The 23,565-nt window shown below is 63.8% G+C and carries 22 protein-coding genes; 8 read left to right on the top strand and 14 right to left on the bottom strand.

The window, feature by feature from the left end:
* Positions 1–40 precede the first annotated feature (40 nt).
* Positions 41–1,249: a L,D-transpeptidase gene (locus FXV83_RS31765; RefSeq protein WP_187436297.1), complete on the bottom strand. Its 1,209-nt coding sequence runs from the start codon at positions 1,247–1,249 to the stop codon at positions 41–43.
* 312 nt (positions 1,250–1,561) lie between these two features.
* Here FXV83_RS31765 and FXV83_RS31760 point away from each other — a divergent pair, with 312 nt between their 5' ends.
* A complete protein-coding gene (locus FXV83_RS31760) occupies positions 1,562–2,413 on the top strand; it encodes a hypothetical protein (RefSeq protein ID WP_430648961.1) in 852 nt (283 codons plus the stop codon).
* A 2-nt stretch (positions 2,414–2,415) separates the two neighbouring features.
* Here the strand turns inward: FXV83_RS31760 and sseA are convergent, their stop codons facing one another.
* The 3 genes from sseA to FXV83_RS31745 form a co-directional block, all read right to left on the bottom strand.
* On the bottom strand, positions 2,416–3,270 hold the full coding sequence (gene sseA, locus FXV83_RS31755; protein WP_148743521.1) for a 3-mercaptopyruvate sulfurtransferase: 855 nt from the start codon (positions 3,268–3,270) through the stop codon (positions 2,416–2,418).
* Between the two features lie 139 nt (positions 3,271–3,409).
* The gene (locus FXV83_RS31750; protein WP_148743520.1) at positions 3,410–3,823 is read right to left on the bottom strand and encodes a rhodanese-like domain-containing protein; all 414 of its coding nucleotides are present in this window, start codon (positions 3,821–3,823) and stop codon (positions 3,410–3,412) included.
* 133 nt (positions 3,824–3,956) lie between these two features.
* Complete coding sequence (locus tag FXV83_RS31745; RefSeq protein ID WP_148743519.1) at positions 3,957–5,132, bottom strand: vWA domain-containing protein; 1,176 nt, start codon at positions 5,130–5,132, stop codon at positions 3,957–3,959.
* Between the two features lie 123 nt (positions 5,133–5,255).
* Here FXV83_RS31745 and FXV83_RS31740 point away from each other — a divergent pair, with 123 nt between their 5' ends.
* On the top strand, positions 5,256–5,501 hold the full coding sequence (locus tag FXV83_RS31740; protein WP_148743518.1) for a GlsB/YeaQ/YmgE family stress response membrane protein: 246 nt from the start codon (positions 5,256–5,258) through the stop codon (positions 5,499–5,501).
* Between the two features lie 93 nt (positions 5,502–5,594).
* Positions 5,595–6,437, top strand: a complete 843-nt coding sequence (locus FXV83_RS31735; RefSeq protein ID WP_148743517.1) for an AAA family ATPase — start codon at positions 5,595–5,597, stop codon at positions 6,435–6,437.
* 1,076 nt (positions 6,438–7,513) lie between these two features.
* On the opposite strand, the gene FXV83_RS31725 is transcribed toward FXV83_RS31735, so the two are convergent.
* From FXV83_RS31725 to FXV83_RS31700, 6 genes are all read right to left on the bottom strand, one after another.
* Positions 7,514–7,789: a hypothetical protein gene (locus FXV83_RS31725; RefSeq protein WP_148743516.1), complete on the bottom strand. Its 276-nt coding sequence runs from the start codon at positions 7,787–7,789 to the stop codon at positions 7,514–7,516.
* A gap of 394 nt (positions 7,790–8,183) precedes the next feature.
* The gene (locus tag FXV83_RS31720) at positions 8,184–8,726 is read right to left on the bottom strand and encodes an REP-associated tyrosine transposase (protein ID WP_148743515.1); all 543 of its coding nucleotides are present in this window, start codon (positions 8,724–8,726) and stop codon (positions 8,184–8,186) included.
* Positions 8,727–8,860: 134 nt separating this feature from the next.
* Positions 8,861–10,507: a GMC family oxidoreductase gene (locus tag FXV83_RS31715; protein ID WP_148743514.1), complete on the bottom strand. Its 1,647-nt coding sequence runs from the start codon at positions 10,505–10,507 to the stop codon at positions 8,861–8,863.
* A 17-nt stretch (positions 10,508–10,524) separates the two neighbouring features.
* The gene (locus tag FXV83_RS31710) at positions 10,525–11,118 is read right to left on the bottom strand and encodes a GNAT family N-acetyltransferase (protein ID WP_148743513.1); all 594 of its coding nucleotides are present in this window, start codon (positions 11,116–11,118) and stop codon (positions 10,525–10,527) included.
* Positions 11,119–11,318: 200 nt separating this feature from the next.
* Positions 11,319–12,245, bottom strand: coding sequence for an SMP-30/gluconolactonase/LRE family protein (locus FXV83_RS31705; RefSeq protein ID WP_148743512.1), 927 nt, complete (start codon positions 12,243–12,245; stop codon positions 11,319–11,321).
* Positions 12,246–12,543: 298 nt separating this feature from the next.
* The gene (locus FXV83_RS31700) at positions 12,544–12,897 is read right to left on the bottom strand and encodes a hypothetical protein (protein WP_148743511.1); all 354 of its coding nucleotides are present in this window, start codon (positions 12,895–12,897) and stop codon (positions 12,544–12,546) included.
* Between the two features lie 184 nt (positions 12,898–13,081).
* Between FXV83_RS31700 and FXV83_RS31695 the strand changes: the two genes are divergently transcribed.
* Entirely contained in the window at positions 13,082–13,306 is a 225-nt protein-coding gene (locus FXV83_RS31695) for a hypothetical protein (RefSeq protein ID WP_148743510.1), read from the top strand.
* A 292-nt stretch (positions 13,307–13,598) separates the two neighbouring features.
* On the opposite strand, the gene FXV83_RS31690 is transcribed toward FXV83_RS31695, so the two are convergent.
* Positions 13,599–14,255, bottom strand: coding sequence for a glutathione S-transferase family protein (locus FXV83_RS31690; RefSeq protein WP_148743509.1), 657 nt, complete (start codon positions 14,253–14,255; stop codon positions 13,599–13,601).
* A 182-nt stretch (positions 14,256–14,437) separates the two neighbouring features.
* Between FXV83_RS31690 and FXV83_RS31685 the strand changes: the two genes are divergently transcribed.
* Both FXV83_RS31685 and FXV83_RS31680 read left to right on the top strand, forming a co-directional pair.
* The gene (locus tag FXV83_RS31685; protein ID WP_148743508.1) at positions 14,438–15,661 is read left to right on the top strand and encodes a polyhydroxyalkanoate depolymerase; all 1,224 of its coding nucleotides are present in this window, start codon (positions 14,438–14,440) and stop codon (positions 15,659–15,661) included.
* A 130-nt stretch (positions 15,662–15,791) separates the two neighbouring features.
* Complete coding sequence (locus FXV83_RS31680) at positions 15,792–16,478, top strand: helix-turn-helix domain-containing protein (protein WP_148743507.1); 687 nt, start codon at positions 15,792–15,794, stop codon at positions 16,476–16,478.
* 17 nt (positions 16,479–16,495) lie between these two features.
* Here FXV83_RS31680 and FXV83_RS31675 read toward each other — a convergent pair whose 3' ends face one another.
* The 3 genes from FXV83_RS31675 to FXV83_RS31665 are packed head-to-tail and all read right to left on the bottom strand — an operon-like array spanning position 16,496 to position 21,255.
* A complete protein-coding gene (locus FXV83_RS31675) occupies positions 16,496–18,022 on the bottom strand; it encodes an aldehyde dehydrogenase (protein WP_148743533.1) in 1,527 nt (508 codons plus the stop codon).
* 45 nt (positions 18,023–18,067) lie between these two features.
* Entirely contained in the window at positions 18,068–19,273 is a 1,206-nt protein-coding gene (locus FXV83_RS31670) for an ABC transporter substrate-binding protein (RefSeq protein WP_148743506.1), read from the bottom strand.
* 44 nt (positions 19,274–19,317) lie between these two features.
* Positions 19,318–21,255 (bottom strand): autotransporter domain-containing protein, encoded by a 1,938-nt coding sequence (locus FXV83_RS31665; RefSeq protein WP_148743505.1) that lies wholly within the window; start codon positions 21,253–21,255, stop codon positions 19,318–19,320.
* Between the two features lie 139 nt (positions 21,256–21,394).
* Here FXV83_RS31665 and FXV83_RS31660 point away from each other — a divergent pair, with 139 nt between their 5' ends.
* Both FXV83_RS31660 and FXV83_RS31655 read left to right on the top strand, forming a co-directional pair.
* The gene (locus FXV83_RS31660; protein ID WP_148743504.1) at positions 21,395–22,588 is read left to right on the top strand and encodes a CaiB/BaiF CoA transferase family protein; all 1,194 of its coding nucleotides are present in this window, start codon (positions 21,395–21,397) and stop codon (positions 22,586–22,588) included.
* Positions 22,585–23,520, top strand: a complete 936-nt coding sequence (locus FXV83_RS31655; RefSeq protein WP_148743503.1) for a hydroxymethylglutaryl-CoA lyase — start codon at positions 22,585–22,587, stop codon at positions 23,518–23,520. Before FXV83_RS31660 ends, FXV83_RS31655 begins: the two co-directional genes overlap by 4 nt.
* Positions 23,521–23,565: the final 45 nt, after the last annotated feature.

Below are 23,565 nucleotides of genomic sequence, written 5' to 3'. Positions count from 1 at the left end.
AGTTCACGCGCCGTCATCAGATCAATCCCTGCGAGCCGGTTCAGCGCACCGTCACTGGCGCGGGCAGCGGCGGCACTACGGTCGGCTGGGTGCCCGGAACCGGGCCGGCCTGGGCGGCCATTGGAGCCGGACCAGCGGCACCGGGCGTCGGCGCCGCGGAGGCGGTTGCGGTTCCCGGCGGCGGGCCACCTGGCATCACCACCACGCGGGTGCCGACCTTGACCCGATCGAACAGGTCGGAGACGTCCTCGTTCAGCATGCCGATGCAGCCGGAGGAGACAAACTTGCCGATCGTCGAGGGCTGGTTGGTACCGTGGATGCGGTAGACGGTCGAGCCGAGATACATCGCACGGGCGCCGAGCGGATTGCCGGGGCCGCCGGCCATGAAGCGCGGCAGATAGGGCTGGCGTTCGATCATTTCCGTCGGCGGGTGCCAATCCGGCCACTCGGCCTTGCGGGTGATCTTCTGCACGCCGGTCCAAGTGAAGCCGTCGCGGCCGACGCGAACGCCGTAGCGAATCGCACGGCCGTTGCCGAGCACGTAATAGAGATAGGTGTTCGGAGTATCGACGATGAGCGTTCCTGCCGGCTCCTTGGTCGCGAGCGAGACTTCCTGACGGCGCAGGTTCTGCGGCAACTGCGCCGGAGCGGCGTCGGGCTGCTCCTCGGGCGGCAGCGAGGCGATCGACATCGGCCGGCCATCGGCACCGACAGCAGGCTGCTGCGAGACCGCACCGGTCGCGGCCGGACCGCCGACGGCTTCCGGCGGACGCAGGCCATCGCTGCCAGGCGCCTGCTGCGCCGGACGGTCGGCATAGATCACCGCCGGCGGACCGGCGGGGCGGCCGTAGCGGGGATCGTCGGGCGACATGATCGGGCCTTGCGGCGGGGCCGCTGAATAGACCGGGGCACCTGCGGGACGGCCATAACGGGGATCATCCGGCGACATTACCGGGCCCTGCGGCGGCGCGGCCGAATAGACCGGCACGCCGGCGGGGCGGCCGTAGCGCGGATCGCTGGGTGACGCGCTCGGGGGACCAGGCGGCGGCAGTGCCGCGGAGCTCTGCGGCATGCCCTCATCGTCATCTTCCAGCGCGTCGAAATTCGGCGTGCGGTCGCCGGGGCGATATTCGGCCGGGGCGCCATAACCCGGGGCCTGCTGCACCGGATAGCTCTGGGCGTGCACGAGCGAGCTTCCCGCCGCAGCGACTGTTGCGGCAGCGCATATCGTCAGAAAATGTTTGATCATCATCGCTCTTGTATAGTCCCCAAGCCCGTCCGGACCGTTAACGGCCAGATGACCGAAGATAGCGGCACATTCAAGACATAACAGGCTCAGTTGCGCCGGATTTGGCGATTTGTGATCCGCAAGACGACCGTTGCCCCGTTGCATCACGGGGCGGAAATCGCGTCACGCCGCAGATTGCCGGAGTCGTCCGCCCCGAATTTAAGGGAACGGCGTGGAATCGTTGCGGTATGTTCGAATCAGCCTGATTCGCCACCGCTTTGAGCTCCGATCCCGCGTGGCGAACGCGGCAATCAGTACCGTCACCGCGTTCAGATGGCTCAAGGCCCGGGCGACCTCACTGCCGGGGCGGAAATTCGTAACCCGTCGATGCTTCCCGGCTTTCGCTTCCTGTTTGCCGCGATCCTGCTGTCAACCTCCATCCTGGTGTTCGGCCTGGGCGCCGCCGCGCTGCTGCGGGCGACGCATGAGCAGTACGTCACCAACCCGTCCTGGCGGAACGGTCCGCAGGAGCAGATGTTCGCGCAGGCGTCCGAACCGGCCCAGCCGGTGCTTGCCACATTGCGCGCCGAGCCCGAGGCAGTGGCCGCGCCTGCGCCGTCGCTGCGGGACCAGGTTCCGACCATTGGGCTGCCGGCGAGCGAACCCGAGCAGGTCGCCTTGGGGACGACTGAGGCGAACGCGCAGGCCGAACTGCAAGTCACCGAGGCCACGCCTCCGACCGAAGCAGCGAAGGCGGAGGCCGCCGCGCCAGCCGCGACCGACACGCTCACCCCGGCCGACACGCTCACCCCGGCCGACACCACTGCGTTCGTCGCCGTGGACAACACTGCGACTGCCGCCGTCAGCGAACCACCGTCATCTGAGACCAGCGCTGCCCTGGCATCCTCGGCGCTCGACATTGCGAGCGCCAAGGTGGCGGCGCTGAACGACCCGGCAACCACGGCCTTGAAGGATCCGCCCGCGAAGGCCAAGGCCGACGCCAAGGCTGACGCCAAGGCCGCCGCCAGCGTGCCCGAGAGCAAGACGACCAAGCCCCGGGCGAAGGCAAGGAAGCGGCACCGCGTCGTGCGGCGCCCGCCGCCGCCTGTTCAACAGACCTACGATCCGTTCGCGCCTCAGCAGCTGGCGCCCGCGGCGACCGCAACCGCGCGCGCCCGGCAGTAGGCTTAGGCCGGTCCGGTCGCGACCGGCGGGCCGCCGGCCTGGCCCCATTCCGACCAGGAGCCGTCATAGAGCGCGGTGTCGGTGATGCCGAGGCGATAGAGCGCTAGCGTCAGCACCCCGGCTGAAACGCCGGAGCCGCAGCTGGTCACGATCGCCGCATCGAGCTTGACGCCGGCGCCGGTGAAGGCGGCGCGCAGCTCATCGAGCGGCTTCATCGTGCCGGTCGCGGCGTCGAACAAGAGACTGTAGGGCACGTTGCGGGCGCCCGGGATGTGTCCGGAGCGGATGCCCGGACGCGGCTCCGGCGCGCGGCCTTCGAAGCGGTCGGCGGGGCGCGCGTCGATCACCTGCTCGGCATGGCTAGCGACGTTGGCGATCAGCTGCTGCATGCTGCGCACCCGTTTTGAATCATAGCTCGCCTTGAAGGTCGCCGCGCGAGGCTTCACCTCGCCGCTCTCGACCGGACGCCCCTCGGCGCGCCACTTCTTCAGGCCGCCGTTGAGGATGCGGACATTGCCATGGCCATAGGACAAGAACATCCACCACGCGCGCGGCGCTGCGACCCAGACGCCGGCATCGTAGATGACGACGGTGTCGGCGTTGGAGATGCCGAGATTGCCGACGTCGCGGCCGAACTGCTCGGCGCTCGGAAACATATGCGGCAGCGGATTGGAATGGTCCGACACCGCGTCGACGTCGAAGTAGGCCGCGCCGGGCAGATGCGCGGCGAGATAGTCGTCCTTCGGCAGCGGCAGCACGCCCGGCAGCTTGAAGCTGGCGTCGAGCACTTTGACGTTGGCGTCGTTGATGTGGGCAGCGAGCCATTCGGTGGAGACGAGGGGATCGGCTGTGGTCATTCACTATGTCCTTGTCATTCCGGGGCGTGCGCAGCACGAGCCCGGAATCTATCATGCGGCAGAGTTGGTGGATCAATGGATTCCGGGTTCGCGCTTCGCGCCCCGGAATGACGGGTGGAGAGAGCGAGGGTCGCGCCTCTCACCCCTTCTTCTTCCGCTCCCACATCTCCACCGGCCCGCCGGCATCGCGCCAGGCGGCGTAGCCGCCGGCGATGTGGGCAACGGGCTTCAGGCCCATGTCCTGCGCGGTCTTGGCGGCGAGTGCGGAGCGCAGGCCGCCGGCGCAGTGGAACACGAACTTCTTGTCCTCCTGGAACACCGGCTTTGCATAAGGGCTCTGCGGATCGATCCAGAATTCGAGCATGCCGCGGGTGCAGGCGAACGCGCCGGGAATGCGGCCGTCGCGCTCGATCTCGCGGGGGTCGCGAATATCGACGATGACGACATCGCCGTTCTTGGAGATTTCGATGGCGTCCTTGGCGGTCAGCGTCTCGATCTCGGCATTGGCCTCGTCGAGCAGCGCCTTGATGCCGCGGGTGATGGTCTGGGGCATGTGTTTCTCCCTTCTCGTTGTCATTCCGGGATGCGCCGCTAGGCGCAGGCCCGGAATCCATTCCTCCACCGACATCGCCGCGCGATGGATTCCGGGCTCGATGCTTCGCATCGCCCCGGAATGACAGTACACATCAGTGCGTCAACTCCTTCATCGCTCCCTCGAGCCCCTCGATCGTGATCGGGAACATGCGGCCCGCAAAGATGCGGCGGATGATGGTGGTGGATTCCGAATAGTCCCAGTGCTTCTGCTGCACCGGGTTGAGCCACACCGAATGCGGATAGGTGCGGATGATGCGGTCGAGCCAGACCGAGCCCGGCTCCTCGTTGACATGCTCGACCGAGCCGCCGGGCACCATGATCTCGTAAGGCGACATCGAGGCATCGCCGACGAACACGATCTTGTAGTCGTGCGGATATTTGTGCAGCACGTCCCAGGTCGGCGTGCGGTCGGTGAAGCGGCGCTTGTTCTGCTTCCACACGCCCTCATAAAGGCAGTTGTGGAAGTAGAAATACTCCATGTGCTTGAATTCGCTCTTCGCCGCCGAGAACAGCTCCTCGACCTGCTCGATATGCGCGTCCATCGAGCCGCCGATGTCGAAGAACACCAGGAGCTTGACCGCATTGCGCCGCTCGGGCCGCATGTGGACATCGAGATAGCCGTGATTGGCGGTCTCGCGGATGGTGGTGTCGAGATCGAGCTCGTCAGGCGCGCCGGTGCGCGCGAACTTGCGCAGGCGGCGCAGCGCCACCTTGATGTTGCGGATGCCGAGCTCGACATTGCCGTCGAGATCCCTAAACTCTCGCTTGTCCCACACCTTCACGGCGCGGTTGTTGCGGTTCTTCTCCTGGCCGATGCGGACGCCTTCGGGATTATAGCCATGCGCCCCGAACGGTGAGGTGCCGGCCGTGCCGATCCATTTGCTGCCGCCCTGATGCCGGCCCTTCTGCTCCTCGAGCCGCTTCTTCAGGGTCTCCATAAGCTTGTCCCAGCCCATGGCCTCGATCTGCTTCTTCTCGTCTTCCGTCAGGTATTTCTCGGCGAGCTTCTTCAGCCACTCCTCGGGGATCTCGGTGCCTTCCATGGCGTCGAGCAGGCTTTCCAGCCCCTTGAACACGGTGCCGAAGACGCGATCGAACTTGTCGAGGTTGCGCTCGTCCTTCACCAGTGAGGTGCGCGACAGATAGTAGAAATTCTCGACCGTGTAGTCCGCGAGGTCGGCGTCAAGCGCCTCCATCAGCGTGAGGTATTCGCGCAGTGTCACGGGGACCTGCGCATCGCGCAGAGATGTGAAGAATTGCAGGAACATGAATGACAGATTGCCCGTCGGGTGGCTGACGTCAAGGGGCGGAGCCCGCCGCTGGGCGCTGGACCGGAAGGGTTTTTGCTCTAGAATTGCCGGACCTGTGACTTTCTCTTGGGGGCGTTTTCGATGGGAATTATCGCGGCACTGATCATCGGTGCCATCGCTGGCTGGCTCGCGGGCAAAATTGTCCACGGGGCGGGATTTGGACTGATCGGGAATATCGTGGTTGGCATCATCGGCGCGCTCGTCGCGGGCTGGGTGCTGCCCCAGCTCGGCGTCAGCCTCGGCGGCGGCATGATCCGCGACATCCTCAGCGCCACCATCGGCGCGGTGATTGTGCTCGTCATCCTTTCGCTGATAAAACGGGCCTGAAAGCCTGACCGAGCCAGGAACGGCCGCCTTGCGCGGCCGTTCCCATGTCGCGACCGGAGCCATGTCTCGGCCGACGACCAACAAGGACGCGCGATGAAATTTACCGGCACCAAGGACTATGTTGCGACTGACGATCTCAAGATCGCCGTCAACGCCTCCATCGTGCTGGAGCGCCCGCTGCTCATCAAGGGCGAGCCCGGCACCGGCAAGACGGTGCTGGCCGAGGAAGTCGCGAAGGCGCTGAACGCGCCGCTGCTGACCTGGCACATCAAGTCCACCACCAAGGCGCAGCAGGGCCTCTATGAATATGATGCGGTGTCGCGCCTGCGCGACAGCCAGCTCGGTGATAGCAGGGTCTCTGATATCAAGAACTACATCAAGCGCGGCAAGCTGTGGGACGCCTTCACCGCCGAGCAGCGCCCGGTGCTCCTGATCGACGAGATCGACAAGGCCGACATCGAATTCCCGAACGACCTCTTGCTCGAGCTCGACCGCATGGAATTCCATGTCTACGAGACCGGCGAGACCATCAAAGCCAAGCAGCGCCCGATCATGATGATCACCTCCAACAACGAGAAGGAGCTGCCGGACGCTTTTCTCCGCCGCTGCTTCTTCCACTACATCAAATTCCCCGACGCCGACACCATGGGCCGGATCGTCGACGTCCACTTCCCCGGCATCAAGAAGCGCCTCGTCGAAGAAGCGCTGCGCATCTTCTTCGAGGTCCGAGAGGTGCCCGGTCTTAAGAAGAAGCCGTCGACGTCCGAGCTGCTCGACTGGCTCAAGCTGCTACTCAACGAAGACATGAGCGTCGAGCAGCTCCGCGAACGCGACCCGCGCAAGCTCATCCCGCCACTACACGGCGCGCTGCTCAAGAACGAGCAGGACGTGCATCTGTTCGAGCGCCTGGCGTTCCTGAGCCGAAGGGAAGTGTAGGTTTCGTTGCGAATTCCGTCATCCTGAGGTGCGAGCGACGCGGCGCAATTGCACCGCGTGGCGAGCCTCGAAGGATGAACGGCCAAGATGCAGCGGGGCCGCCCTTCGAGCGCCGCTGAAGAAGCGGCCACCTCAGGGTGACGGAGATGGATTTGAGCCCGTTGCCTCCACCTCCGTCATTGCGAGCGCAGCGAAGCAATCCAGAGTCTCTCAGCGGTAACAGTCTGGATTGCTTCGCTGCGCTCGCAATGACGGAGCAAGGGGCATGAACGTCGTTCTCCCACTCGCATTTCACACCGAAGACACACCTTCGCATTCTCGCGGCGCATTCCGCCCGAGCCATGCTGTCTCCTTCGCACCTCCAAGAAAGATGGCGCAGGGAAGGCCGGGTGCCGGCCTGGCACCCACGGTCCGCTGTGCGCATGTAGCGCAAAAGGACTGCACAGCGGCATACAGGTGAAGCCTAAACACTCGGCCTTCCCTGCGCAGTGGTTGGACGGCTTATGCCGTGCTCTCCCGGGAGCTGAATTCCTTCTGGCCTCCCTCACCCCAGCGAAAGTCGCCGACACCGCGCCGGTTGACGCGAATGCCGCCTCCGCAAGAGCTTGACCGTAGCAACGACGGCCAGGACGACACGGTTTTGCCGTACGCACGGCTCGATTGTTCGCCGCATTATCTTCCGGCCTTGTCGACCTTGCCGGGAGAATGCTGGCGAGACGAACCTGACAGCGCCGCTCATCTAGCGCGAAGCCTCGGGCTCACGGAGAGCAATCCGCCCTGCCCTTAACCCCTCGCGCCCGCGCTGCCGCGTCCACCGCAACCCGGCCCGCGTTTCGAACGACTCGCGAACCGCCCCTCTTCCGTAGGCCGGGCTGTTTCGATTTATGCCGTAATTCCGAATTTCGGTAAAGTGGAATATTTTTGCGAGGAGGGGTTGACGGAGTGTTTTGGCCCGACGGACGAGGTAGGATGGGTAGAGCGCAGCGAAACCCATCTCGCCGTCCGCGAGCACCCAAGATGATGGATTTCGCTGCGCTCTACCCATTCTACGATTGCTGCAATTCGCCAAAGTGGCTTCATGACCGGGACGCGATCCCGGCCGGATCGTGTTTCGAATAGTGAAAGGCGACGATCCGTCCTCCCTGCGGCGGCAATGACAGGGCGATACCGGCAGGCAGCGGCCATTTATCGGGTTCGCCGCTGATCCAAGAAACTCCGGTGGTATCGGATGTTACGACCGCGTCGGCCAGCGCGGTCAGTATGACTTCCGCTCTGTCGTAAAATCGGCCGCCGCTCGGCAGCGGTATCAAGCGCTGGAATGCGTCTAGACAGATGGCTCCGCATTCCGTCATCAGCTAATCCCTGTCTGCATGCAAGGAGTACCAAGCTCCCGCGCGCGCGACCTTCAGAGGCGCGGCGTCCAGCAGGAGCAAGGTCTCTACAAGGCGCGCCATAAGCAGAGCGCCGGCCGGAAACTCACCGACATACATATCAGGCCTGGCGCGGATAGCATCGACTGCACTTATGGTTGGAATTCTAACACCCGGATGATCTGAGTTTTCATTCATCGTCAACGATCTTCCAAATTGTATCCTGTGCCAACCTGTCGCCCAGATGGAGCGCAGCGAAATCCGGGGAATGCAGTCGCGTAGGGTGGGTAGAGCGTAGCGAAACCCATCGAATTCTTCCAACGGAAGACGAGATGATGGGTTTCGCTGCGCTCTACCCATCCTACGAATTTCAGCTTTAATTCCGTTCTCCAAACTCTGCTTCGTCCTTGAACCGAGAGAGATCGCCGGCCCAATCTGCAGGATAGATGCCGAGCTCAACGTGGCGATGGAATGACGACGGCGCCCAATCGCACACGCGATTGACCAGCCCGTGCTTAACAGGATTGATGTGCACATAGTCAATGTGCCGGGCATAGTCCTCCTCGTCGCGGATGGTGTGCTCCCAGTAGCGGCGTTGCCAGATTCCGCGCTCGCCTTTGGCCGCCCGGCTCGGCGAAACTGTTTCGCTATTTACGAGGTTGCGAGAGAAGGCGGATTTGATCTGCCTCCAGCGCGTTGCGAAGTCCGCATCGCCGTCCGGCATCGTCCAAACGGCGTGAAGATGCTCAGGCAGCACCACGATCGCATCGATCGTGAAAGGATGCCGTCGACGTGTTTCGCGAAATGCTGCGCGCAATAGATCGATATGCGCGGCCAGCAGCGAGAGGCTCCGATCCGCCAGGTTGACGGTGAAGAAGAAGCTTCCGCCGGATATAAAGTTGCGCCGATAGGAGGTCATGCCTCATCGTAGCACAACCTTAGATCAATTTCATGATTCTTGTAGGATGGGTAGAGCGTAGCGAAACCCATCACGCTCTTTTCCCAGCGGTAGAAGTGATGGGTTTCGCTTCGCTCTACCCATCCTACGGCGCCCTATGCCACCGCGGCATCCGGCACGCGCGCGGCTTCCATTGGCTGCTTGCCGCGGATCAGGTCGGAGGCGCGGTCGGCGATCATCATCGTTGATGCGTTCAAGTTCGCCGAGATCATGCGCGGCATCACGGAGGCGTCGATGACGCGGAGGCCTTGGAGGCCGTGGACGCGGAGCTGGTCGTCGACCACGGCCCAGGTCGAATCCGCCGGGCCCATGCGGCAGGTGCAGCCGGGGTGGAAGGTGGTGGTGCCGCGCTCGGTGGCGGCGGCCAGGAACTCGTCGTCGGTGTTGATATTGGGACCCGGGAAATCCTCATAGGCGTAATAAGGCGACAGCGGCGCGGACTTCAAAAGGCGCCGCGCGAGCTTCATGCCGGCGACGATGACGCGGCGATCGTGCTCGGCGTCGAGATAGTTGGTCTGGATGATCGGCGGGGCGAATGGATCAGATGAACGGATGCGGACGTAGCCGCGGCTCTCGGGGCGCTGCTGCCAGGAGGCGATGGTCATACCGGGCTCGTCCTCGAGCTGGCCCTGCACGCCCTCCTTGTAGCTTGCCGGCGTGAAGGTGAGCTGCAGGTCCGAGCTCTCCGCGCTCTCGCCGGAGTGCCAGAAGCAATAGACCATGGTCGGCGACAGCGACAGCAGGCCGCGGCGCGTCGTGGCCCATTTCAGCGCCTCGATCCAGAGCGAGACGCCGCGGCGGAGCTCGTTGATGGTCTTGATGTCTTTTACGCGCGCCACGGTGCGCGGTGCGTAATGGTCCTGCAGGCCTTCGCCGACCGGCAGCGCGTGACGCACGGCGATGCCGTGGGCCTGCAACAAGTCGGGCGAGCCGATGCCGGAGAGCTGAAGCAACTGCGGCGAATTATAGGTGCCGCCGGAGAGGATCACTTCCTTGTTGGCGCGGACTTCCAGCGGCGTGCCGCCGCGGCCGCCCTTCATGTAGCGTACGCCGACGGCGCGCTTGCCTTCGAAGATGATCTCGGTCGCATGCGCGTGCGTGCGCACATGCACGTTCGGCCGCTTCATCGCAGGCTTCAGGAACGCGGTCGAGCCGGAGACGCGCAGGCCCTTGTCGATGGTGCGCTGGCAGTAGGACACGCCCTCCTGGGTCTTGCCGTTGTAGTCGGGGTTGCGGGGAATGCCGAGGCTCATCGCGCCCTCCATGAAGGCCTCGCAGAGCGGATCGCGCCAGTCCATGGTGGTGACGATGAGGTTGCCGTCGCGGCCGCGATAGGTGTCCTCGCCCTCGCCGACCCGCTTCTCCAGCCGCTTGAAGTAGGGCAGCACATCGGCATAGCCCCAGCCGCGATTGCCCATCTGCGCCCAGGTGTCGAAATCCATGCGCTGGCCGCGGTTGTAGATGTGGCCGTTGATCGAGGACGAGCCGCCGAGCGTCTTGCCGCGCGGCGCGTAGATGCTGCGCCCGCCGGTCCACGGCCCCGGCTCCTGCTGATAGGCCCAGTTGATGCTCTTCATGTGGAAGGTCTTGATGAAGCCCGCCGGCAGATGGATGTAGGGATGCCAATCGCGTGGCCCGGCCTCGAGCACGCAAACGCTGGTCGAGGGATCTTCGCTCAGCCGGCTGGTCAGCACGCAACCGGCGGAGCCCGCGCCGACGATCACATAATCAAATTTGTCCATGGTGCCTCGGCCGTCGCTCAGCGCGGCTTGTCGTTGAGTTGATACTCGAGATGCGTGCGCACCGTCGGCCATTCAGCCGCGGTGATGCTGTAGACCACGGTGTCGCGCAGCGTGCCGTTCGGCGCCACCTGATGGCTGCGCAAAATACCGTCCTGCTTGGCGCCGAGACGCTCGATGGCGCGGCGGCTCTGGTGATTGAAGAAGTGGGTGCGGAATTCGACCGCAATGCAGTCTAGGGTTTCGAAGGCGTGGGTGAGCAGCAGGAGCTTGCACTGCGTGTTGAGCGGCCCGCGCTGCGCGCTCTTGCCATACCAGGTCGAACCGATCTCGACGCGGCGGTTGGCGGCATCGATGTTCATGTAGGTCGTCATGCCGACGATCTTGCCGCTACCGTCGAACACCGTGAACGGCAGCATCGAGCCCGCGGTCTGAAGGCCGAGCCGGCGGTCGATCTCCTTGCCCATGTTCTCCGGCGTTGGGATCGCGGTGTACCAGATCGTGGAGAGTTCGCCGTCTTTCACGGCCTCCATCAGACCCTCGCGATGCTGATGCGACAGCGGCTCGAGACGGGCGTGCTGTCCACGCAGGGTGATGGGATCAGGCCAGGGCATTGAAGTCGTCTCCTTACGTCATTGCGAGCGAAGCGAAGCAATCCAGACTGTCAGATCCTCATCCTGAGGAGCGCGGAACGCGCGTCTCGAAGGATGAAGGCCCGGCCGGTGGCCTCGCCCTTCGAGACGCGCGCCAAGAGCGCGCTCCTCAGGGTGAGGGTCTGCTGGTAGCTATGCTTTGCTCGCAATGACGGCTTGGCTCACTTGTTCAAAAAATTCAACGGCAAACCGCCGCGCGGCCAGTCCATGGCGATCAGCTCGCCCTTGCCGGACAGCGTGATGTAGGCGGTCTTCAGTTCGGGGCCGCCGAAGGCGATGTTGGTGGTGACGCGGTCGCCGGTCGGGACCTGCTCGACCAGCGTGCCGTCCGGCGCGATCACCGAGATGCAGCCGGAGACGAGGGTAGCGACGCAGACATTGCCCCCGGCCTCCACCGCGAGCGAGTCGAACATTTGGTAGCCGCCGAGGCCACAGATCGGCTTGCCCCGCTCGCCGCGATAGATCACGTCGCGCGGCTTGAGCGTGCCGGGCGCCGAGAGCTCGTAGGCCCAGAGCCGCCCCGTCGGCGTCTCGGCTATGTAGACGGTGTTCTCGTCCGGCGACAGACCGATGCCGTTCGCAGGCAGCACGCCGTGCACGACTTCCACGATCTCCGTCATGCCGGGCTTGAGATAGTACATCCCGCCGACGTCCATCTCGCGCGCGCGGCGTTTGCCGAGATCGGAGAACCAGAGGCCGCCGTGCCTGTCGAACACGAGATCGTTGGGCCCGCGCAGATCGTGCTCGCCGCACTTGGTCACGACAGTCTCGATCTTGCCGGATTGCAGATCGACGCGCTGGATCGATCCGCCGAGATAGTCGTCGGGCTGCGGTCCGGGCATGATCATGTTGCGGGTCGGGATCCAGCTAAAGCCGCCGTTGTTGCAGACGTAGATCTTGCCGTCGGGCCCGAGCGCGGCGCCGTTCGGGCCGCCCGGAATCTTCGCGACGATCTCCTTGCGGCCGTCGGGATAAACGCGGGCCAGGCGCTGGCCGCGGATCTCGACCAGCACGACCGAGCCGTCCGGCATCACGACCGGCCCTTCAGGAAATTCGAGGTCGGTGGCGAGAACACGGACGTTGGACATGAGGACCCTCCCGGCTGCTTATTATGCCTTGCCCGGATGTCCGGCACGGAGCCCCGCAGGCAAGATTTGCCAGCGGTTATGGCAAAGTCGCCAAGGCTTGCCAAGCAAGCGGGATGGTATGCCAGCGTTGCGCGGCCCTACTCAGTTCGAAGCGCGGCCGGTTTAGGCGGACGCGAGATGCTTCGCTTGATCGGCGTTGCGATCGATCGATCGTAGGGTGGGTTAGCCGCAGGCGTAACCCACCTCTTTGCTTTCTGCGAGGATAGACCTTGGTGGACTACGCTTCGCTAACCCCACCCTACTTCGCATCCTTCGCCGGCGGCGCGTCGGCCTTCTTCTTCACATCCTCCGCCAGCTTCGCCTGCGCGGCCTGAAAATCGCCCAACGTCTTCTGCAAGCCGGCCACCATCGTCTTCAGCGCGTCGATCTGACGATTGGCGGCATCAAGCTTCTGCTGGTGATCGAGGGCGAGCTTGGTGATCGTCTTCTGGAGGAAATCGACGTTGCTCTGCAGGCAGCTGGTGCGCCGCTCCATGGTCTTCTCGACCGTGCAGATCTCGATCCCCGGCACGTCCTGCGCGCGGAGCGGCTCAAGCGCCAGCGTGGCGAGCAGCAACATCGCGACACAAACGCCGGCGTTTCGAAGCAGCATGCAGGTTCCTCATCACATCAATCACGGCAATTTGCGCTGATTGCACGCCGCGGCCGGACGCTACCACACTCGTACCGCATTCTCGCGTTGAGCTTGCACCTGTTCCCTGGACGGGGAGCGATGATCGGGACGTGGCGAAGTGGGCGCTGCCACTTTCCGAGTTTCATTAGGGGAGATTTCTGGAATGGCAACGCGCGATAGACGTCTGGCGGAATTCGATGGTGCAGGGGAACCGCCTCCGGGCATGCCGCTCGAAGTGTTGTGCGAGGACCACAGCGGAACGTATCAGCTGCCGTTCGCCTGCCGCTATGTCGAGGGACGCTGGCAGAACCACGACGCCGGCATCGCGGTTGAAGCAACCGTCATCGGCTGGCGCCTGCCCCGCGTGAAGCAGCGCGGAGTCGCCTGAAAGCGGCTTGTCTCAGGACCCTTTGTCCCAAAATGCAACGGCGCCGCGCGCCGCCTTAACCTTCGGAACGCGGCCCGAACGAATCACGCCCGAATCAGCCGCAAGGCGCCGTCCACGCCTGTTCACGGCTAGATGTCGCCAGCCGCACCGCTCGTGCGTACCATATCTGTGAGAGGCGCGGGCGGGCGTGAGACGCTGGCCGCACCAAAGGTTAATTGCGGCAATCGCACGATGGTCGGCAGCACCGCGGAAGGTCGGCGCCGCCTAAACAGGCAGGGCAGGCAAAGCCTGCCTAATATTCGACCTCGAGCTCCTCGATCTCCGCCGGCTCTTCCTTGGCCGCGGCGACCCACTCCCTCATCTCGGGCATGGCCATGATGGTATCGGCATAGGCCTGGAGCCGCGGCTCGAGCTTGACGTTATAGGTCACGAAGCGCGTCACGACGGGCGCGTACATCGCATCCGCCATGGTGCGCTTCTCGCCGAACAGGAACGGACCGCCCGATAGCTCCAGGCAGTCGCGCCAGATCGCACAGATCCGGTCGATATCTGCCTGCGCGCGCGACCAGATCTTGAAGCCGGGGAAGTGCCCCTTCAGATTGACCGGCAGCGAGGCGCGTAGCGTGGTGAAGCCGGAATGGATTTCGCCGCAAATCGAGCGGCAATGGGCGCGCTGGATGCGGTCGGCCGGCACTAGCCCGGCGTCCGGCATGACCTCGTTGAGATATTCGGCGATGGCCAACGTATCCCAGACCGTGGCGCCATCGTGCCGCAGACACGGCACCAAGATCGAGGACGACAGCAGCAGAATCTCGGCGCGCGCGGAGGCATCGTCCGGCGCGGTGACGATCTCCTCGAAATCGAGCCCGGAAAACTTCGTCAGCAGCCAGCCACGCAGCGACCAGGACGAGTAGTTCTTGCTGCTGATGGTCAGTGTCGCTTTCGCCATATGGCCTCTTCCCTCACGCCTGACACCGGCAGCCCGCCCGGCCCGCGGGCGTGCCCATTGCCTGTGCTTTCCCGTGTGTTCACCCCGCTTGAAGAGCAAGCGATGTGCCAGTTTTCCGGGCGATTTGATTGAGGTTTGGCTCCGATATTGCATGGCAACATGGGACAGGTGGGCACTTCAGTATGATGTCGATGTTTTATCAAAACTTTCAGAACCAGATGGACCTGACGGCGCCGTGGCGGGCGGGGGCCTCGTCCGCGCTCAAATTCCTCCATCTGGTGCCGCAGGGCATGTCGGATCAGGTCGTCGGCCGGCTCGCCGCCGCACTAGAGCTGATCTCGCGCTCCACCCTCACCTATCACCGCCCGGCCTACGGCATCGACAGCGTCATGGTCGGAAATCGCGAGGTCGCCGTCACCGAGGAGATCGCCTACGCGACGCCGTTCGGCTCGCTCTTGCACTTCAGGAAAAAGGACGTGGGCGAGCAGCCGCGGATGCTGCTGGTGGCGCCGATGTCCGGCCATTTCGCCACGCTCTTGCGCGGCACCGTGAAGACGCTGCTCCAGGATCACGACGTCTACATCACCGACTGGCACAATCCGCGCGACATTCCCCGCAGCGAAGGCCGCTTCGGGCTCGACGATTACACCGAGCATCTCATCGACTTTCTCGGACAGCTCGGGCCGCGCCCGCACATGGTCGCGATCTGCCAGCCGTCGGTGTCCGCCCTCGCTGCCGCCGCGATCATGTGCGAGGACAACCATCCCTCGCGGCCGGCGACGCTGACGCTGATGGCAGGCCCGATCGACACGCGCATCCAGCCGACCAGGGTCAACGAGTTCGCCAAGAGCAAGCCGATCGACTGGTTCGAGAGCAATCTGATCAACTACGTGCCGATGCAGTGCCGAGGCGCGCTCCGCAAGGTCTATCCCGGCTTCGTGCAGCTCACCGCCTTCGTCTCGATGAATCTCGAGCGCCATATCAGACAGCACATGGATCTCGCCAATCACATCGCCAAGGGCGAGAAGGAGAAGGCCGCCAGCATCAAGACCTTCTACGACGAATATTTCGCCGTGATGGACCTGCCGGCGGAGTTCTACATCGAGACCGTGCGCGACGTGTTCCAGGAGCACCTCTTGCCGCAAGGCAAGCTGATGCATCGCGGCCGTCCCGTGAACACCAAAGCCGTCAGCCGCATAGGGCTGATGACGGTCGAAGGCGAGAAGGACGACATCTGCTCGATCGGCCAGACGCTCGCCGCGCAAGACCTCTGCACCGGTGTGCGCGCCTATCGCAGGGTGCACCACATGCAGGCCGGCGTCGGCCATTACGGCGTGTTCTCCGGCAAGCGCTGGAATAACGAGATCTATCCGCTGCTGCGGGATTTCGTGCACGTCAATTCGTGAGAAGCATTCGTCACGGCGGACGCCGTGACGGACAGCCGCAGACGACCTGATGCGGCGGAACGGCGCTTCAGCGAGGGCCGGGCCACATACAACCTTGTGAGGCGCCCCAACTTCTGAAAATATGCGTCGCATGCACGACAGATTGCCCGCACGACGACACAAGACTTCGGAAGCGCCCGGAAGCGAGGGTGCAATTTCCCGCAAAGCACCGACGAAATCGCGGCGGCACCCGCGAGCCGGCCGCGCGGGTGACGATGCCATCATCGTCGAACTCGGCGGCCGGGTGAAGCGGCTGCGGACGCAGGCGGGCCTGACGCTGGAGGAATTTGCGGCGCAATCCGGCGTCAGCCGCGCCATGCTGTCCAAGGTCGAACGCGGCGAGAAGAGCCCGACACTCGCGATCATCGTGCGTATCGCCAAGGGGCTCAATGTCTCGATGTCCACGCTGATGGGCGCGGAGCCAGATCCCGCGCAGGTCGCGGTGATTCGCAAGGCCAACCGGTTGGCCTTCAAGGATCCCGAGACCGGATTTGAACGTCACAACCTGTCGCCGTCCCATCTGGACAACGACCTCGAGTTCCTGCTGCACCGAATTCCGCCGGGCGAATCCTCCGGCGAGCTGCCGCCCTACAAGGTGCCGACGGAAAAATATCTGGTCGTGCACGAGGGCCAGTTGACGGTGCAGACGGGCGAGGCGAACTACGTCCTCGATACCGGCGACTCCTTCTACTTCGATGTGCGCGAATCCTACCGTTTCATCAATGCGGGCAGGACTCCATGCGCCTACTATCTCGTCATCCGACGCCGCCGCGCCTGACCCGAATGGGTCCCGTCCTACTGCAAAGTAAACGGATTGGAGATCGACGGCGTCGGATTGATGAAGACGCTCTTCGGCTCCAGATATTCGTAGATGGCGTCGAGCCCGTTCTCCCGGCCGATGCCGGACTCCTTGAAGCCGCCGAAGGGTGAGAGATAGCTGACGACGCGATAGGCGTTGACCCAGACCGTCCCCGCCCGCAGTCTCTTCGGCAGCGCGATCGCGCGGCCAAGGTCGGTGGTCCAGAGCCCTGCCGCAAGGCCGAACGGCGTATCGTTGGCAAGCGCGACCGCCTCGTCGTCGGAATCAAATCTGATTACGCTGAGAACCGGCCCGAACACCTCCTCGCGCGCGATCCGCATGTCGTTGGTGACATCGGCGAAGATGGTCGGCTCCACGAACCAGCCGTCGCCGCATTCCGGCCGAAAGGCGCGTCGGCCGCCGAGAACACAGCGAGCGCCTTCCTGTTTGGCGAGCTCGATGTAGTGAAGCACCTTCTGCAGCTGCTGCTCGGTCGCGACCGGTCCGACGTCGGTCTCGGGGCTGTTGGGATCGCCGAGACGCGCCGCCTTCATTACCTCGACGAGACGCGAAAGGAACGCGTCGTGGATCGAGGAATGCAATAGCAGCCGCGAGCCGGCCATGCAGGTCTGCCCGCTCGCGGCGAAGATGCCGGAGATGACACCCTTGACCGCATCCTCGATGCCTGCATCGCCGAACACGATGTTCGGGGACTTGCCGCCGAGCTCGAGCGAGACACGCTTGAACTGCCGCGCCGCCGCCTCATAGATCTTGCGGCCGGCAAGATTGCCCCCGGTGAAGGCGATCCGGTCGACGAAGGGATGCTCGACGAGAGGCTCCCCGGTCTCGGCGCCCAGGCCCGTGACGACGTTGACCACGCCCTTCGGGAACCCGGCCTGTTCGAACAGCTCGACCAATGCGAGCAGAGACGTGGACGCGAATTCGGACGGCTTGATGACCACGGTGTTGCCGGCGGCAAGGGCGGGCGCGAGTTTCCAGACCGTCAGCAGCAGCGGCGAATTCCACGGCGTGATCGCGCCGACGACGCCGATCGGCTCGTAGGAGACGTAGTGGAGCATGCCTTTCTTGTCGGTCGGCGGCATGCGGCCTTCGATCTTGTCGGCAAGGCCGCCGTAGTACTGAAACCAGCGCGGCAGATATCTCATCTGCCCGAGCATCTCCACCCTGAGCTTGCCGTTGTCGCGCACTTCCAGCTCGGCCAGCCGTTCCGCATTCGCAGCGATGAGGTCGGCAAGGCGATTCAACAGCGCGCCGCGATCGCTCGGATGCATGCTCGCCCAGGGACCGGCAACGAAGGCCCGATTCGCCGCCTGCACTGCCCTGTCGATGTCCTCCGCATTTCCCTTGGGAATGACGGCCCATGGCTTTCCCGTATACGGATCCTTGGTTTCCAGCCAACGTCCGGAGGTCGACTCGCACCATTCGCCGTCGATATACATCTTGAACGCCCGGAGCCCGTGCGGGGCATCGCCCCGCACCTCGTCGTGCGGCGTAGCGCGCATCGTATCCTCAGCATTCATGGCAGCACCTCAATTCCCAACTGCGGCTTACCTCACCGCGAGGTGAGGACATCCGCTCTTCTCGGCCGAGACGAACAGGCCATCGCCCGGCAGCGTCGCGACCAGCCTGTAGAGATCCGCAGGGCTCTTGGAGTCCTGCGGGCTCTTCACCTCGAAAATGTGCATGTCGGAGACCACCCGGCCATTGGGCTGGATATGGGCGTGCTGGATCAGGTTGCCTTCGATCGGCTGCTGCAACATCTTGGCCTGCACTTGTGCGGCATCGTCGGAGCCGATTGCGGCGACCGCCTTCAGGTAATGGGTGGTGGCGAGATAGGCCAGCACATGCCCCATCGTCGGCACCGCATTGCCGTTGCGCGCCATGAAGCGCTTCGACCAGGCACGGGTCTCGTCGTTCAGATCCCAGTAGAACGAGGCCGCGAGCCGCAGGCCCTGCGCGGTGGAAAGGCCGAGCGAAGTAACGTTGTTCTCGAAAACCAGCATGGTCGCGAGCTTGGCGCTGACGCCGAATTCCCTCGCCTGCTTGATCGCGAGGACGAGATCGGGCCCGGCATTGGCCAGCCCGATCACGTCGGCGCCGGAGCCCTGCGCCGCGAGGAGTTGCGAGGCGAGATCGGTGACATTGAGCGGATGCAGCACCTGGCCGACGACCTGGCCGCCGGAGGCCTTGACGGTCTCGCCCGCATCGGCGGCGAGATTCTTGCCGAATACATAGTCGGCAACGATGAAGAACCACTTCTTGCCGCCCGTATCGACGATGCCCCTGGCGATGGTCTTGGAGAGCTCGCTGGTCGATGGCGCCCACTGCGTGCCATAGGGCGAGCAGCCGTCGCCGCTGAAATTCGACGCATAGCCGCCGCTGACCAGCGTGGTCTTCTTCAGCGTGCGCGCAATGGCCTGCACCGCGAGCCCGACCGAACTCGCCCCACCCGGGATGATCGCGCTCACCCCCTGCTGCTCGATGTACTGGCGCGCAAGGGCCGCGCCGATGTCGGGCTTGCTTTGATGGTCGGCCGAGATGACCTCGATCGGACGACCCAGCACCTTGCCGCCGAAATCTTCGACCGCCATCCTGGCGGCCAGTACCGTGCCGGGCCCGCCATTGCCGGAATAGACGCCGGACATGTCGTCGATCACGCCGATCCGGAACGCCGCGTCTTCGGCGAGCGCCGCCGCAGGAGCGGTGCCCAATAGCATTGCAAGCGCGGCCGCGCGAAGCCGTGACCAGGTCATAGTTCCCTCCTTGAGGTATCGCTGATTTTTCATTCTCATCGCCACTAGAAAGCTACCTTGACTGCGCCTTGCAGCGCGAACTGCGGATTGCTGGTGCCGAACGTTCCCGCCGCGGTGAGCATGGCGTTGATGTTGCCTGACAGAGCTGTGCTCAGGCCGCCCACCACCTTGCCATAGGCGCGATCAGGATTGCCCTGCACGACTGTGTAGATCGGCAGAGCGAGCGCCACCGTTTCCGCCGCGAGCAGCGTCCGCGCGCCCCCGAGGAAATCATGCTCGGCGGTCAGATTGAGGAAGGAATTGACGGAGCGCGTCGCAACGGTGAAGGGCGCGCGGAACTGTAGGCCCGCGCTGCCGGTCAGGCCTTCGAGCTTCTGCCGCGCGACCGTCTGGGTAATGATGGGATCACCTGTCTCGGTGTACGGATTGACGTTGGTGTAGTCGTAGACCAGCCCGGCCAGGGGACCGACCCGGACCGCGCCGACATCGAACAGATAGGCCGACTTGGCGCCGATCGTGAAGGTATTGCCGGTGGTGCTGCCGCGGATCGTATCGACGACGCCGGGACGATCGATGCGGTAGTTGTTGTAGCCATACGTCGCCACGATGTCCGTCAACAGATGCGGGTAGGTGAAGGACGCAAAGCCGCCGATCTGATAGCTGTCGAGGTTGAGGTGACCGGTGCCACCATGCAGATTAGCAACCGGATTGGTGTAGTTGAGCGCGCCGCCGACGCGGATGTTGGGGTCGACCTTGTAGTCGGCACCGAAGGTGCCGCCCGCAAGCGTGTAGTCGAACCCGGTGGCGTTTCCGTCGGCGCTGAAGCGGTCGCCGCGGCTGCCGCTGCCATAGGCTGCGGCGAGATAGACCGAGAGCGGCAGTTCGGGCGCAAGACGCGGCAGCGCCTTCGTGCTCATGCCGGGCCGATCCATAGCAGCAAAGGCCTGAGACGGTGACGCCGTTCCCGTTACACGCGGATCGTTGGCACGAAACGCGTCGAGCCGCGAGAAGATCGAATTCGAGAAATTCTGCGCAGTGAGTTGCGCGACGTCGCCCTGCGCGGCAATACCGTCCTGTGCCGCGAGCAGGTTGGCTTCGTAGCGCGCAATCACCGCATAGCCCGCATCGGTCGGATGCAGATCGAACATGAAATGCTGGTTCTGCACGTCCTTCGACGCCGTGAGGCAATTGCCATCAAAGACGCAAGCCCTACCGGTCTTGAATCCAAGGCTGGTCGGATCGGTGTAGGCTTTGGTGTAGATCGCGGCGAGATCGACGACATGAATGCGAACTCCGGGGCGCGCGAGGGGCGCAAGCGTTGCCGCGAGATTGTCGTTGACCAGCCCGAAGAATTGGCGCGCCACCGGAAGATCGGGAATCTGGTTATAGGGCGGCCCAAAGGGATAAAATCCGCCGACATTGTACCAGTTGTAGGTCGACGAACTAAACATGTTCTCGGCAATGAAATTGTGCCCGCCCGCTTTGATCAATGCGGCGAGATTGCTGTACTGCTGAGACAAGGTCGCGGTCGCCAGCGTTTGGGGCGTGTAGGCAGCGCCGCTCGGATCCGGGATCCCCAGGAACATCGCTCCCCAATTGTTGGGCATGCCGCCGAGGACGATGAGGTCGTTCGGCTGGAAGCTTCTGCCGGCGCTGGTGAACTCGACAATTTGTTGCGCCACTGTCGGGCCGCCGTTGAATGCCGGAAAGACGCCGTTGCCGACGCCGTTGTAGGCGTAATCGTTGGGCTTGCTGAAGCTATAGCTGGTCAGCATCGACAGCCATTGCAGCGAGCCGCGACCATTGCCGCAGGCACCGTACGGCGCCGATTGCGGAAACGCGATCGGGCAATTGCGCGACACGTCGAGCAGGCTGTCGCCGAATCCGTAGATCGTTCCGGGCTGCTGCGCCTGCGCGCAAGCAACAGGCATTCCCGCGGCCAACAGCAATGCTGCGACCGGTACCGCTGACTTCAGTCTCACGGCGATCCCCCGTTTGCGTTGTCGTCCCTGCGTGGCGTCTTGACTGCGCCTTCACAAAACGAAGCCTAGCAGAAATTTTCTATTATAAAAGAGAAATCTTCTATAGGAGATTTGCTCGATCGTTTTTGGAGGAAGCGACATGGAAGGTCCACTCAGCGGCATTCGCGTGCTCGAGCTTGGCACGCTGATCGCGGCACCGTTTGCGGCACGACTATTCGCCGAATTCGGCGCGGAGGTGATCAAGATCGAGCAGCCGGGCCAGGGCGATCCCTTGCGCAAATGGCGCAAGCTGCATCAGGGCACGTCGCTGTGGTGGTATCTGCAATCGCGCAACAAGAAATCGATCGGGCTCGACCTCAAGTCCGATGAAGGCCTTGCTATCGCGAAGGCACTCGCGGCGAAGGCGGATGTGGTGATCGAGAATTTCCGACCCGGCATCCTGGAGAAGATGGGCCTGGGCTGGAGCGTACTCTCCGCACTCAATCCCCGCCTGACGTTGGTGCGCATCTCCGGTTACGGGCAGACCGGTCCGTACCGTGACCGCCCCGGCTTTGGCGCCATCGGCGAAGCGATGGGCGGGCTGCGCTACACGACGGGCGATGCCCAATCTCCGCCTGCGCGTGCGGGCATCAGCATCGGCGACAGTCTGGCCTCGCTGCATGCGGTGATCGGCGCATTGATGTCGCTGCTGCACGTCAAGGCCGGCGGCGGCAAGGGACAGATCGTGGACGTCTCGTTGTTCGAAAGCGTCTTCAATCTGATGGAGAGCCTCGTTCCGGAATACGACCTGATGGGCCATGTCCGCACCCGCAGCGGCGGCTCGCTTCCGGGCATCAGTCCGTCCAACACCTATCCGGCGCGCGATGGCAGTTACGTCGTCATTGCGGGAAACAGTGATGCGATCTTCAAGCGGCTGATGGTCGCGATCGGCAGACCCGATCTTGCTGAGGATGAAGAGCTCGCGACCAACGACAGACGCGTCGCCCGCAATGCCGAACTCGATGCGGCCATTGCGGATTGGACCCGAAGGCACACCATTGAGGAGGCGCTCGACGCGCTCGAAGCGGCCGGCATACCCGCCGGACGCATTTATTCGGTCGCCGACATTGTCGATGATCCACACTATCTCGCCCGCGAGATGATCATCCAGGCTGCGCTGCCCGGTGACGTCTCCGTCAAGATGCCGGGCATCGTGCCAAAGCTCTCCAATACCCCCGGCGCGGTCCGCTGGAGCGGCCCTGAGCTCGGCGCGCACACTGAAGATATCCTCGCCGAGCTCGGCAAGACCGAACAAGACGTCCGGGAGCTGCGACAGCGCGGCGTCGTCCAATGAGTGCCTTGCCAGATATCACCATCCAGGAGGTCTGCCCGCGCGACGGCTTGCAGATCGAGCCGACCGTGGTGCCGACCGACCTCAAAATCGCACTGATCGACCGCTTGTCCGCGTTGGGCTTTCGCCGGATCGAGGCGGGGTCTTTCGTCTCGCCGAAAGCGGTGCCTGCGCTCGCCGACGGCAATGAGGTGTTCCGCTCCATCGTTCGACGTGAAGGCGTGATCTTCGTTGCGCTCATCCCTAATCTCAGAGGAGCCGAACGCGCGCTGGAGGCCGGCGCCGACGAGGTGAATTTCGTGATGTCGGCGAGCGAGACGCACAATCGCGTCAATATAGGCATGGACCACCAGGGCTCATTGTCTGCACTCGCAGGGGTGACCGCGGCGATCGGCAGACGCGTTCACCTCAATGCTACGCTCGCAACGGCGTTCGGTTGCCCGTTCGAAGGCGAGCAGCACGAAGACAAGGTGCTACGGCTGATCGAGAATTATCTCCGCCTCGGTGCGCAGAGCATCACGCTCGCGGATACCACCGGCATGGCCAATCCGAAGCTCGTGCGACAGCGCGTCAAATCCATCCTCGGTCTCGTGCCGCGCGACGAACTGACGCTGCATTTCCACAACACGAGGGGCCTCGGGCTCGTGAATGTGATGGCTGGTTTCGACGCTGGCGCAGTTCGCTTCGACGCGTCCCTCGGCGGCCTCGGGGGCTGCCCATTTGCGCCGGGGGCATCGGGCAATGTCTGCACCGAAGATCTGGTCAATCTCTGCCGGGACATTGGGCTGAACACCGGTCTCGATCTCGAAGGCCTGATTGCATTGTCCCGCGAGCTGCCGTCGATGGTTGGACATCCCGTGCCGGGGCAAGTGGCCAAGGCGGGCCGTGCCTGCGATCTCCACCCGGTCCCGCTCAGGCTCACGCTGACGGACTGAAGGGACGCGAGGAGTCACGCTGATCCTGATGCTTCTGCCTCAGTC

The organism is Bradyrhizobium hipponense, from assembly GCF_008123965.1.
Classification (GTDB): Bacteria; Pseudomonadota; Alphaproteobacteria; order Rhizobiales; family Xanthobacteraceae; genus Bradyrhizobium; species Bradyrhizobium hipponense.
Note: the sequence above shows the minus strand (reverse complement) of the source record. Positions and strands in the feature narration are given on the sequence as shown.

Coding starts and splice junctions, on each gene's coding strand:
- FXV83_RS31765 (WP_187436297.1), bottom strand. CDS start 1,249: ATGATCAAACATTTTCTGACGATATGCGCTGCCGCAACAGTCGCTGCG.
- FXV83_RS31760 (WP_430648961.1), top strand. CDS start 1,562: ATGGCTCAAGGCCCGGGCGACCTCACTGCCGGGGCGGAAATTCGTAAC.
- sseA (WP_148743521.1), bottom strand. CDS start 3,270: ATGACCACAGCCGATCCCCTCGTCTCCACCGAATGGCTCGCTGCCCAC.
- FXV83_RS31750 (WP_148743520.1), bottom strand. CDS start 3,823: ATGCCCCAGACCATCACCCGCGGCATCAAGGCGCTGCTCGACGAGGCC.
- FXV83_RS31745 (WP_148743519.1), bottom strand. CDS start 5,132: ATGTTCCTGCAATTCTTCACATCTCTGCGCGATGCGCAGGTCCCCGTG.
- FXV83_RS31740 (WP_148743518.1), top strand. CDS start 5,256: ATGGGAATTATCGCGGCACTGATCATCGGTGCCATCGCTGGCTGGCTC.
- FXV83_RS31735 (WP_148743517.1), top strand. CDS start 5,595: ATGAAATTTACCGGCACCAAGGACTATGTTGCGACTGACGATCTCAAG.
- FXV83_RS31725 (WP_148743516.1), bottom strand. CDS start 7,789: ATGACGGAATGCGGAGCCATCTGTCTAGACGCATTCCAGCGCTTGATA.
- FXV83_RS31720 (WP_148743515.1), bottom strand. CDS start 8,726: ATGACCTCCTATCGGCGCAACTTTATATCCGGCGGAAGCTTCTTCTTC.
- FXV83_RS31715 (WP_148743514.1), bottom strand. CDS start 10,507: ATGGACAAATTTGATTATGTGATCGTCGGCGCGGGCTCCGCCGGTTGC.
- FXV83_RS31710 (WP_148743513.1), bottom strand. CDS start 11,118: ATGCCCTGGCCTGATCCCATCACCCTGCGTGGACAGCACGCCCGTCTC.
- FXV83_RS31705 (WP_148743512.1), bottom strand. CDS start 12,245: ATGTCCAACGTCCGTGTTCTCGCCACCGACCTCGAATTTCCTGAAGGG.
- FXV83_RS31700 (WP_148743511.1), bottom strand. CDS start 12,897: ATGCTGCTTCGAAACGCCGGCGTTTGTGTCGCGATGTTGCTGCTCGCC.
- FXV83_RS31695 (WP_148743510.1), top strand. CDS start 13,082: ATGGCAACGCGCGATAGACGTCTGGCGGAATTCGATGGTGCAGGGGAA.
- FXV83_RS31690 (WP_148743509.1), bottom strand. CDS start 14,255: ATGGCGAAAGCGACACTGACCATCAGCAGCAAGAACTACTCGTCCTGG.
- FXV83_RS31685 (WP_148743508.1), top strand. CDS start 14,438: ATGATGTCGATGTTTTATCAAAACTTTCAGAACCAGATGGACCTGACG.
- FXV83_RS31680 (WP_148743507.1), top strand. CDS start 15,792: ATGCACGACAGATTGCCCGCACGACGACACAAGACTTCGGAAGCGCCC.
- FXV83_RS31675 (WP_148743533.1), bottom strand. CDS start 18,022: ATGCGCGCTACGCCGCACGACGAGGTGCGGGGCGATGCCCCGCACGGG.
- FXV83_RS31670 (WP_148743506.1), bottom strand. CDS start 19,273: ATGACCTGGTCACGGCTTCGCGCGGCCGCGCTTGCAATGCTATTGGGC.
- FXV83_RS31660 (WP_148743504.1), top strand. CDS start 21,395: ATGGAAGGTCCACTCAGCGGCATTCGCGTGCTCGAGCTTGGCACGCTG.
- FXV83_RS31655 (WP_148743503.1), top strand. CDS start 22,585: ATGAGTGCCTTGCCAGATATCACCATCCAGGAGGTCTGCCCGCGCGAC.